We start from the raw sequence: 10,413 nt of genomic DNA, 5'->3' as shown, positions 1-10,413 counted from the left end.
AGATGTTTATAAGAGACATGTACATAAGTTATTCATTTTTAATTATTTACATGCAAAAAATGTAAATTTTTACTTTAATTTGCTGGCATTGCGAACAATAAAAAATAGATTAATGTTGTATATTTGTCCATCAAAATATAATTAGTCTAAATAACTCTTTTTATGAGCAAAGACAATCAAATTTTAGAAGAATTTACCTCAAAGGAATATGAACACGGCTGGTCAGTAAATTATGAAGCCGATGAGGCTCCGGTGGGTTTAAATGAAGACACCATCAGGTGGATTTCTTCCAAAAAAGAAGAGCCGCAATGGTTATTGGATTGGAGATTAAAAGCATTCAGACATTGGGAGAAAATGAAAGAGCCAACCTGGCCCAATGTGTCTTATCCTAAAATTGATTATCAAAAATTAAGGTATTATTCAGCCCCTAAGCAAAAAAGCAAGCCCAAAAACATTGATGAAGTTGATCCTGAGCTGCTTAAAATATATGAAAGGCTGGGTATCTCTTTGAATGAACAAAAAAGGTTGCAGGGAATAGCGGTAGATGCCGTTCTGGACTCGGTATCGGTTGGTACAACTTTTAAAGATACGTTATCCAAATTGGGTGTAATTTTTTGTTCTTTCAGTGAAGCTGTAAAGGAACATCCTGAATTGGTCAAAAAATACCTGGGTTCAGTGGTCCCGGCTACTGACAATTACTTTGCCGCGCTCAATTCGGCCGTATTTTCAGATGGTTCTTTTTGCTACATTCCCAAAGGGGTCCGCTGTCCCATGGAATTGTCCACCTATTTCAGGATCAATGCGGCCAATACAGGTCAGTTTGAAAGAACGCTTATTATTGCTGAAGATAAATCATATGTCTCCTATCTGGAGGGATGTACAGCTCCTCAACGAGACGAAAATCAATTGCACGCAGCTGTAGTCGAGATTTACGCTGCAGAAAATGCCGAGGTAAAATATTCAACCGTTCAAAATTGGTTTCCTGGCGACAAAAATGGTAAAGGTGGGATTTATAATTTTGTGACAAAAAGAGGCATTTGTGCAGGAGATCATGCTAAAATCTCCTGGACACAGGTGGAGACAGGTTCAGCAGTAACCTGGAAATATCCTTCTTGTATTCTGAAAGGGGATCATTCAATAGGTGAATTCTATTCCGTAGCCGTTACCAACAATTATCAGCAGGCGGATACGGGAACAAAAATGATTCATATAGGAAAAAACACCAAATCAAGAATAGTTTCCAAGGGAATTTCTGCAGGAAAATCCCAAAACTCCTACAGGGGTCAGGTCCAAATTATGAAAAGGGCTGTTAATGCAAGAAACTTCTCCCAATGCGATTCGCTTCTCATGGGAAATAATTGTGGTGCCCACACCTTTCCCTATATAGATATCCATAATTCCACGGCTCAGGTGGAACATGAAGCAACTACTTCAAAAATCGGTGAGGATCAGATCTTTTATTGTAATCAGAGGGGCATAGACTCTGAAGATGCTGTGGCTTTGATCGTTAACGGTTATGCCAAAGAGGTATTGAATCAATTGCCCATGGAATTTGCAGTGGAAGCTCAAAAACTACTCGCACTTACTCTGGAAGGAAGTGTAGGATAAAAAACAAGAATAAAATGTTATCAGTAAAAAATTTACATGCCTCAGTAGAAGGCACAGCCATACTTAATGGTATTAATTTAGAAATAAAGCCAGGAGAGGTTCATGCCATCATGGGACCCAATGGCTCCGGGAAATCAACCCTTGCCTCTGTACTTGCTGGTAGGGAGGAGTATGAAGTAACCGCCGGAGAAGTGACCTTCAAGGGAAAAGACTTGTTGGAACTCAGTCCGGAAGACAGGGCCAGAGAAGGCGTTTTTCTGGCTTTCCAATATCCCGTGGAAATACCCGGGGTTAGCTCAACTAACTTTCTGCGCACTGCCGTAAATCAAGTGAGGGAGTACAGGGGTCAGGAGCCTCTGGACGCTGTAAAATTTCTTTCACTTATGAAGGAGAAAATGAAGCTGGTGGAGATTGATCAGAAACTGCTAAGCCGGGCCTTGAATGAAGGGTTTTCGGGAGGTGAAAAAAAGAAAAACGAAATTTTTCAAATGGCAGTTCTGGAACCTACTCTTTCTATCCTGGATGAAACGGATTCCGGATTGGATATTGATGCATTGAAGGTGGTAGCCCATGGAGTAAACCAGTTAAAGTCCAAAGACAATGCAACCATCGTTGTTACTCACTACCAGCGTCTTCTTGATTATATTGTTCCTGACTATGTGCATGTCCTTTTCAATGGACAAATCGTAAAATCGGGCACCAAAGAATTGGCCCTGGAGCTTGAAGAAAAAGGTTACGACTGGATCAAAGACGAGGTCTCCGGTACTGCTGTCTAAACAATTACAAGATTTTAATTTTCAACATGACATTGTCCCTCAAAAAAGACCATAAATTATTAGATCTGTTTCTCAAATCAGAATCGGTAAAAACCGATTTGCCCGCTTTTTCAGATTTAAAGGCTGAATCCAGGCTGGTTTTGGAGAAAGCTGGATTTCCTGTTGCCAAATCTGAGGAATATAAATATACCAATATCAGCAAAAAAATCGCTGACACCATAGAAAATCCCTATGCCCCCTACCCTATTTCAGGGCTTGAAAAGGTGGAGATACAAAAGGAGCTTATACAATCAATCGACGGGTACCGGATTATAATTAACAATGGCACCCCGGATTTCAATCTTTCAGATGCAGGAGATGGTTTGTTCGATGTTGACTATTTTACTGACCTGGACCCATCTGAGGTAAAGGAAATCGGAAAAATAGAAAAAAGCGAAAAAGATCCCTTCAGTGCTTTGAACACCCTGTCTTTTACTCAAGGAATTAAGATAAACATTCCTGAGGGTAGCGTGATAAAAAAACCACTGCTATTAGTCAATTATGTAAAGGCAGATGAAAATGGATCCTGCATTCACCCCAGGGTTTTTATCAAAGCCGGAAAAAATTCCCAGGCAACCATAATAGAACTGAGCATTTATTTAAACGAGGAAACAGTTTTTGTCAATTCCGTTTCAGAATGGGATGTTGCACAAAATGCCCATATCCGACATTACAAACTCCAGGATGGACACAAACATACCCTTGAAGTACACAATACCGGGGCAAACGTTCATCGGGACGCCAACCTTACTTCGGTTGTAATGAGCCTTGAGGCAGGAATGATCCGAAACAATTTGAGCCTAAACTTGAATGCCAGCAATTGTGAAGGTAACATGTATGGCCTGTACCTGTTAAATGGAAAGACACATGTGGATAATCACACCAATGTGGACCATACCCAACCACATTGCCAATCAAATGAGCTTTATAAGGGTATATTGACAGATCATTCCCGAGGTGTTTTTAACGGGAAAATATTTGTCAGGCAAATCGCCCAAAAGACAAATGCCTTTCAACAAAACAACAATATTCTTCTATCCGAAGATGCTACCGTTAACACCAAGCCCCAACTTGAAATTTGGGCAGATGATGTAAAGTGCTCCCATGGATGTACCACCGGTCAGTTGGATGAAGAAGCCTTGTTCTATTTGAGGGCAAGGGGCATAGGCAAGGAATCAGCAAGAGCTTTGTTGTTATATGCTTTTGCGGGTGAAGTGCTGGATAAGATCAGCGTAGCGCCTTTTAAAAAATATTGTGAAAAATTAGTGCATGAGCGACTTGGTGGAAGTTATTGATAGCCGAAAAAAAATCGATGTAAACAAGATCCGTGAGGACTTCCCGGTGCTTCATCAGGAAGTCAATGGGAAACCTTTGGCATATTTTGATAATGCTGCTACTACTCAGAAACCTTTACAGGTGATCGATGCGCTGCAGGCTTATTATGAAAAGGACAATTCCAACATACACAGAGGGGCACATACCCTGGCCTCCCGGGCCACAGCGCATTTCGAAAGCACCAGGAATCATATCAGAGAATTTATCAATGCCCCTTCCTCTGAAGAGGTAATCTTTACCAAAGGCACCACCGAGAGCATCAATCTGGTGGCCAATACATATGGCCGAAAATTTATTCAGGAAGGCGATGAAATCATTATTTCTACCATGGAACACCACTCCAATATTGTTCCTTGGCAAATGCTCTGCGAGAATAACAATGCCATACTAAAAGTTATTCCTATTTTTAAAAATGGTGAATTGGATTTTGAGGCGTACAAAAAATTATTGTCCCCAAAAACCAAATTGGTAGCCGTTGTGCATGCCTCAAATGCACTGGGCACAGTGAACCCGATTAAAGATATGATCCAGCTGGCCCATGAATATGGTGCAAAATTCTTGGTTGATGGGGCACAAAGCACCGCTCATTTGCCCGTTGATGTGCAGGAATTGGATTGTGACTTCCTCGCTTTTTCCGCCCACAAATTGTATGGACCAACAGGTGTAGGTGTTTTATATGGAAAGCGGGAATTGCTTGAAAAAATGCCACCCTATCAGGGGGGAGGGGAAATGATCAAAGAAGTTAGGTTTGAAAATACCACCTATAACGACATCCCTTATAAATTTGAGGCCGGAACACCGAATATAGCGGATGTAATTGCTTTCGATCAGGCCCTCACTTTCATTAAAGATTGTGGCAAGGATAAAATCCATGCACATGAATCCCAACTGCTGGCTTATGCATTTGATAAATGTGCCACTATAAAAGGATTTGAACCTATTGGCACTGCCGATGAAAAGGTGAGCGTCATGAGTTTTAATATTAAAAATACCCATCCTTTTGATGTGGGCATCATGCTGGATGCCTCTGGAATAGCAGTGCGGACTGGGCATCACTGTACCCAACCATTGATGGATTGGTATGGTATCGAAGGAACTGTTAGGGCCTCTTTTGCTGTTTATAATACCGTTGAAGAAATTGACCGGCTGTACAATAGTCTGGTTAGAATAGCCAAAAGAAAGAATTAATGGAAGATATCAATGCCATACAGGATGAAATCATCGGAGAGTTTGAAATCTTGGGTGATGACAAAGAATCTACCATCTATTACATCATGGAATTGGGAGACCAACTTCCAGACTTTCCCGAAACAGAAAGGAAGGAAGACAATATTATCAAAGGTTGCCAATCAAAAGTATGGCTGATCACAAATTTGCAGGACGGAAAAATCCAATTTCTTGCAGATTCGAATACAGCCATCACAAAAGGGCTGATTAGTTTACTGATTAGGGTTCTCTCCGGGAGAAAAGCAAAAGACATCATGAATGCTGATCTCTATTTTATCGAAAAAATAGGCATGGGCAATATCATAGGATCCCAAAGATCGAATGGACTTGCTGCCATGATCAAGCAAATGAAAATGTTTGCACTTGCTTACCAATCAAAAATTGATGCATAAAGACAGCATAAAAACAGACATGGAAAATTCAGACCAACAAGAGGAAATCAAACGAAAGGTTGTCAATGCCATAAAGGACGTTTATGACCCTGAAATTCCGGTGGATGTTTATGAATTGGGTTTGATTTATGAAATCACCGTTTATCCGGTCAATAATGTATACATTCTCATGACATTGACCTCTCCGAATTGTCCGGCGGCTGAATCCATACCTTCGGAGGTAAAAACCAGGGTTTCGGAAATCGAAGGGGTTAATAATGTTGAAGTTGAATTGACCTTCGATCCACCCTACTCCCAGGACATGATGTCGGAAGTTGCCAAATTGGAATTAGGTTTCTTGTAATAAAATAAAATTAAAAAATATGTATCCAGAAGAATTGATTGCACCCATGCGTGCGGAACTTACAGATGTAGGCTTTAAAGAATTCAGGACTTCACAAGATGTTGAAGATCACCTCAAAGAACATAAAGGAACAACCTTTGTTGTGGTAAATTCCGTTTGCGGATGTGCTGCAGGAGCTGCCAGACCGGGAGTAAGGTATGCATTGGATAAATCGTCCAAAAAACCATCTACCCTGGCAACGGTATTTGCCGGGAATGACTCGGATGCCGTAGCCAAATTCAGGGAATTGGTGATGCCATATCCACCGTCCTCCCCCGCCATGGCTCTTTTTAAAGATGGGGATCTGGTTCATTTTATAGAAAGACACCATATTGAAGGGAGAAATGCCCAGATGATCGGTGACCATTTGATTGAGGTATTTGAGCACTTTTGTTAAGTAAAAGCCCTTAAAGGGCTTTTTTTTTAACAGTAAGCCGTAAAATGTTTGATCAAACTTTACATGATGTATGGCTTTTGGCCAGCAGTTGAGGTAATTTTCTTAAATCCCCTCATCTATCCGTATTACAGCCGCTTAATTAATATTTAACAGGTAAAAAGCTTATTCTTTAATGCGTTTTTAAACGGATTCAAACAATAATTGCAAAGAAATTGATCAATTTTTATTAAATTTGATCCAAATATTATTTTGAATTGATCAGATTTGGAATTTTAAAATACATTTAATTAAATCAATATGTCCGATAATGCTAAACTCTCCTTTAAAGGAAAAGAATATGAACTCCCCGTTATTGAAGGTACTGAAAATGAACAAGCTGTAGACATTGCCAAACTTCGGGGGCAATCTGGTATGATCACCATCGATCCTGGATATAAAAATACCGGATCGACCAAAAGTGCCATAACGTTTTTAGATGGAGAGCAGGGTATCCTAAGATACAGGGGTTACAATATTGAAGACCTGGCCGAAAATTCCAACTTTCTGGAAGTTTCCTACTTGTTGATCAATGGGGAATTACCTACTGCATCTCAGTATGAAACTTTTTCAAACAGAATCACCAAGCATACGCTTGTTCATGAGGATATTAAAAAAATTCTTGACGGGTTCCCTTCCGTTGCCCACCCCATGGGTGTGTTGTCATCACTGATATGTTCTCTTACTGCCTTTTACCCCAACTCTTTGGATCCTAACAATACAGATGAAGAGATTCAACTGAGCATTGTCAGGCTAATGGCTAAAATGCCCACTTTTGCCGCATGGGCCTATAAAAATAAAATGGGGCATCCGGTAAATTATCCAGACAATAACCTGGATTATTGTGGCAATTTTATGAAAATGATGTTTGCCCTACCCTCTGAAAAATATGAAATAGACCCGGTAATTTCCAAAGCTTTGGATCAATTGCTAATCTTACACGCGGATCATGAACAAAATTGTTCCACTTCCACTGTAAGAATTGTAGGCTCTTCTCAGGCCAGTATCTATGCGTCTATTTCTGCAGGAATCAATGCGCTTTGGGGTCCCTTACATGGAGGTGCCAACCAATCCGTGATCGAAATGCTGGAATCCATAAAAGCAGACGGAGGAGATTCTAAAAAATACCTGGAAAAAGCCAAAGATAAAAATGACCCATTCCGCTTGATGGGATTTGGTCACAGGGTTTATAAAAATTTTGATCCAAGAGCCCGAATCATCAAAAAAGCAGCTGATGATGTATTGAGTAAGCTTGGTATCTCCGATCCCGTTCTGGAAATCGCAAAAGAACTGGAAACGGCAGCATTAAATGACCCTTATTTTGTGGATAGAAAATTGTATCCCAATGTAGATTTCTATTCCGGTATCATTTACAGGGCTTTGGGAATTCCTACCGATATGTTTACCGTCATGTTTGCTCTGGGCAGGCTTCCGGGATGGATTGCTCAATGGAAAGAAATGAGGGAAAACAACGAACCTATCGGAAGACCCCGACAGGTTTATGTAGGATCTACGGAAAGACCCTATGTCGCCATGGACAAGCGCTAATCGGTTAAGAAAAAAATGCACAACTAAAAAAGGGCTTTGCGGCCCTTTTTTTATTCAGAATATAATTAATAATTTACGGTGCTTTATAGGGATATATTTTAAATTTTAGCAGCAAATAATTGTTTATCAGAATATTTTTTCATAATTTTGCACTTTATAATTAGATAAAATTTTTCTCCTACGCCGTGGGGTTCCTTATTGTTGATCGACACTGGGATATTTAGGAATACCGTGGCTTTGAGAAGTAAGGAACATTTCATGGAAAAAGAATTATTATTTTCAGACCTTGGGATTTCAGAAGAAATCCTAAGGGCAGTGGAAGATATGGGCTACACCCAACCTTCCCCTATTCAATCGCAGACAATCCCTCTATTGCTTCAGGGTGCTGATGTCATCGGACAGGCACAAACCGGAACTGGGAAAACAGCAGCATTTGGTATCCCTATTATTGATGGTATAGATGACTCCCTGAATAAACCTCAGGCACTTATACTTTGCCCAACCAGGGAACTGGCGGTACAGGTAGAGGGTGAGATCGTTAAACTTTCAAAATACAAGAAAAAAATCTCTTCAACCTGTATTTATGGTGGTGAGCCTATCGACCGACAAATCCGAAGCCTGAAAAAAGGAGTTCAGATTGTGGTGGGTACTCCAGGCCGGATCATGGATCACATGAGCAGAGGTACGTTGAACCTCAGCCAGGTAAGTGTAATCGTGCTGGATGAAGCAGATGAAATGCTGGATATGGGTTTTCGGGAAGATATAGAAACAATCTTGAGCTCAATGCCTGAAGAAAGGCAAACCGTATTTTTCTCCGCTACCATGCCCAAACCCATCCTGGAGCTAACCCGGAAATACCAGACGGATCCCGAAATCATCAAAGTACTCCGGAAGGAACTCACGGTAGAAAACATATCACAGTTTTATTATGAGGTACGGTCCGGATTGAAAACCGATCTGATCAGCAGATTGATCAACCTCCACCAGTACAAACTGAGTGTTATTTTCTGTAATACCAAAAGGGTTACTGATGAGGTTACTGAAGAACTTAACGCCAAAGGTGTGCCAGCTGAAGCACTTCATGGAGACCTTTCCCAGGCACAAAGGTCCAAGGTGATGAATAAATTCAGAAAAGGACATTGTTCCGTATTGGTAGCCACAGACGTAGCTGCAAGAGGGATCGACGTTGAAAATGTAGAAGCTGTTTTTAATTTTGACCTACCTTTGGATGAAGAAAATTATGTTCACCGTATAGGACGAACAGGAAGAGCCGGTAAAACAGGTACTGCCATTAGTTTTGTGTCGGGAAGAAGAGATTCCCGCAAAATCGATGATCTTGAAAGGTTCATAAAAACTTCAATTGACAAGGCTGCCCCGCCTTCTGTGGATCAATTGATTCAAATGAAGAAGGACCAACTGATCAAGGACATCCACAGGCAACTTTCCAAGACAGATGAAAATCAGGTTTATGAAGAAGCTATAGGGAACCTTTTGGCTGAGGGATTGACCCTTGAGCAGGTAGCTATTGGCTTGGTAAAGCTTCAACTGGGTGAGGCTGTGGATAAATTTAAAGAAATGAATTTTACCCCTGATAGGGACAGAAGTTCGGGAAAAGACGACCGCCGACCAAGAAGGGAACGTTCAGAAAGGGACCGAAGCAGCAGAAGTCCCCGTTCCAGCGACAGAGGAGGTAGAAAGAACAAAAAAGAAAGAGAGCCTAATATGGCACGCTTATTCCTTAATCTTGGCAAAAAGGACCGTATCCGACCCAATGATATTGTTGGCGCGATAGCAGGTGAAACAGGAGTATCCGGGAAAAATATAGGTGAAATAGATATTTATGATAGTTTTTCCTTTGTTGATATCCCGAAAAAGGATGTGACTCATGTGATAAGTGTCATGAATACCAACACCATCAAAGGAAAACAGGTGAATTTTGAAATTTCCAAACCCTGATTCAATTTTGATGAAAATTAAATGAATAATTAGAGCCATCCTTAATTTAGGGATGGCTTTTTTATTTTATATCCTCCACAGGTTTACGGATGACCCTTCGAGTTCCATCATAAATCCAGCCATTCCTGATAACCATATCATAAACCTGTTGGTCTGCCCCTCCCCCACAGCCAAAAACCATAATTGACCCCAACTGGATAATTGATGTTAAAAAAGGAGTGAGTCAGCTCTAATTGATCATTTAGCCCCAAATATATCCCTCGAAATGAAAAAAATCAGGGTATGTGTTTTTTTAATTAAAATTTAAACACTTTTAATAAATAAAAATGAATTTCTATCCACTTCACCTTATTTTTTACTCAATTCATTTCGGATCCGGATCAGGGATTCAGGTTTGATGTTTAGGTAAGATGCCAGGTATTTTAAGGACACGCGTTCCAGGTATACCGGGTATTTTCCAAAAGTCGGGTATACCGGTCTTTTGCTGATTCTGTCAATAAAGACAATTCCCTTCTTTCTCGCCATAAATAATACTGCTCCGCCGCAGTCCTTCCGAATTTGTTACTGATAGGAAATTGTTCATAAAGTTGTTGAAAAAAATCGTAATGCAGGGAAGCCAGCACACAGTCATCCAGGGCCTGGATATAAAATATGCTTGGGGATTGCTGAGTAAAGCTGGAATAGGAGCAATTGAATTCGATTATCCATGCCTGGCAT

10 protein-coding genes are annotated in these 10,413 nt (G+C 40.6%); 9 read left to right on the top strand and 1 reads right to left on the bottom strand.

All coding sequences use genetic code 11. The annotated features are described in order from the left end of the window. Positions 1-162 precede the first annotated feature (162 nt). The 9 genes from sufB (at position 163) to HUJ21_RS22640 (ending at position 9,696) form a co-directional block, all read left to right on the top strand. The gene (sufB, locus tag HUJ21_RS22680; RefSeq protein WP_166146669.1) at positions 163-1,608 is read left to right on the top strand and encodes a Fe-S cluster assembly protein SufB; all 1,446 of its coding nucleotides are present in this window, start codon (positions 163-165) and stop codon (positions 1,606-1,608) included. Positions 1,609-1,622: 14 nt separating this feature from the next. Then, a complete protein-coding gene (sufC, locus tag HUJ21_RS22675; RefSeq protein WP_166146667.1) occupies positions 1,623-2,384 on the top strand; it encodes a Fe-S cluster assembly ATPase SufC in 762 nt (253 codons plus the stop codon). A 26-nt stretch (positions 2,385-2,410) separates the two neighbouring features. Continuing rightward, entirely contained in the window at positions 2,411-3,718 is a 1,308-nt protein-coding gene (gene sufD / locus HUJ21_RS22670; protein ID WP_291373080.1) for a Fe-S cluster assembly protein SufD, read from the top strand. Further along, positions 3,693-4,946, top strand: coding sequence for a cysteine desulfurase (locus HUJ21_RS22665; protein WP_291373078.1), 1,254 nt, complete (start codon positions 3,693-3,695; stop codon positions 4,944-4,946). The genes sufD and HUJ21_RS22665 overlap by 26 nt, the downstream gene beginning before the upstream one ends. Further along, the gene (locus tag HUJ21_RS22660; RefSeq protein ID WP_291373076.1) at positions 4,946-5,377 is read left to right on the top strand and encodes a SufE family protein; all 432 of its coding nucleotides are present in this window, start codon (positions 4,946-4,948) and stop codon (positions 5,375-5,377) included. Before HUJ21_RS22665 ends, HUJ21_RS22660 begins: the two co-directional genes overlap by 1 nt. Further along, on the top strand, positions 5,370-5,720 hold the full coding sequence (locus HUJ21_RS22655; RefSeq protein WP_291373074.1) for a DUF59 domain-containing protein: 351 nt from the start codon (positions 5,370-5,372) through the stop codon (positions 5,718-5,720). Before HUJ21_RS22660 ends, HUJ21_RS22655 begins: the two co-directional genes overlap by 8 nt. A 19-nt stretch (positions 5,721-5,739) precedes the next feature. After that, positions 5,740-6,156: a BrxA/BrxB family bacilliredoxin gene (locus tag HUJ21_RS22650; protein ID WP_291373072.1), complete on the top strand. Its 417-nt coding sequence runs from the start codon at positions 5,740-5,742 to the stop codon at positions 6,154-6,156. Positions 6,157-6,453: 297 nt separating this feature from the next. Next, positions 6,454-7,740, top strand: a complete 1,287-nt coding sequence (locus HUJ21_RS22645) for a citrate synthase (RefSeq protein WP_166146657.1) — start codon at positions 6,454-6,456, stop codon at positions 7,738-7,740. A 258-nt stretch (positions 7,741-7,998) separates the two neighbouring features. Next, on the top strand, positions 7,999-9,696 hold the full coding sequence (locus tag HUJ21_RS22640) for a DEAD/DEAH box helicase (RefSeq protein WP_291373070.1): 1,698 nt from the start codon (positions 7,999-8,001) through the stop codon (positions 9,694-9,696). Between the two features lie 348 nt (positions 9,697-10,044). Here the strand turns inward: HUJ21_RS22640 and HUJ21_RS22635 are convergent, their stop codons facing one another. Next, positions 10,045-10,221, bottom strand: a complete 177-nt coding sequence (locus tag HUJ21_RS22635) for a hypothetical protein (protein WP_291373068.1) — start codon at positions 10,219-10,221, stop codon at positions 10,045-10,047. Positions 10,222-10,413 lie beyond the last annotated feature (192 nt).

It is taken from the genome of Cyclobacterium sp. (assembly GCF_014762705.1).
GTDB lineage: Bacteria > Bacteroidota > Bacteroidia > Cytophagales > Cyclobacteriaceae > Cyclobacterium.
The sequence above is the reverse complement of the archived record's forward strand: the minus strand, read 5'-3'. Positions and strand labels throughout refer to the sequence as shown.

What these genes read in the sequence shown, in the direction of transcription:
- HUJ21_RS22660 (WP_291373076.1), top strand. Translation starts at nt 4,946, where the DNA reads ATGGAAGATATCAATGCCATACAGGATGAAATCATCGGAGAGTTTGAA.
- HUJ21_RS22635 (WP_291373068.1), bottom strand. Translation starts at nt 10,221, where the DNA reads ATGGCGAGAAAGAAGGGAATTGTCTTTATTGACAGAATCAGCAAAAGA.
- sufC (WP_166146667.1), top strand. Translation starts at nt 1,623, where the DNA reads ATGTTATCAGTAAAAAATTTACATGCCTCAGTAGAAGGCACAGCCATA.
- sufB (WP_166146669.1), top strand. Translation starts at nt 163, where the DNA reads ATGAGCAAAGACAATCAAATTTTAGAAGAATTTACCTCAAAGGAATAT.
- HUJ21_RS22645 (WP_166146657.1), top strand. Translation starts at nt 6,454, where the DNA reads ATGTCCGATAATGCTAAACTCTCCTTTAAAGGAAAAGAATATGAACTC.
- HUJ21_RS22655 (WP_291373074.1), top strand. Translation starts at nt 5,370, where the DNA reads ATGCATAAAGACAGCATAAAAACAGACATGGAAAATTCAGACCAACAA.
- HUJ21_RS22665 (WP_291373078.1), top strand. Translation starts at nt 3,693, where the DNA reads ATGAGCGACTTGGTGGAAGTTATTGATAGCCGAAAAAAAATCGATGTA.
- sufD (WP_291373080.1), top strand. Translation starts at nt 2,411, where the DNA reads ATGACATTGTCCCTCAAAAAAGACCATAAATTATTAGATCTGTTTCTC.
- HUJ21_RS22650 (WP_291373072.1), top strand. Translation starts at nt 5,740, where the DNA reads ATGTATCCAGAAGAATTGATTGCACCCATGCGTGCGGAACTTACAGAT.
- HUJ21_RS22640 (WP_291373070.1), top strand. Translation starts at nt 7,999, where the DNA reads ATGGAAAAAGAATTATTATTTTCAGACCTTGGGATTTCAGAAGAAATC.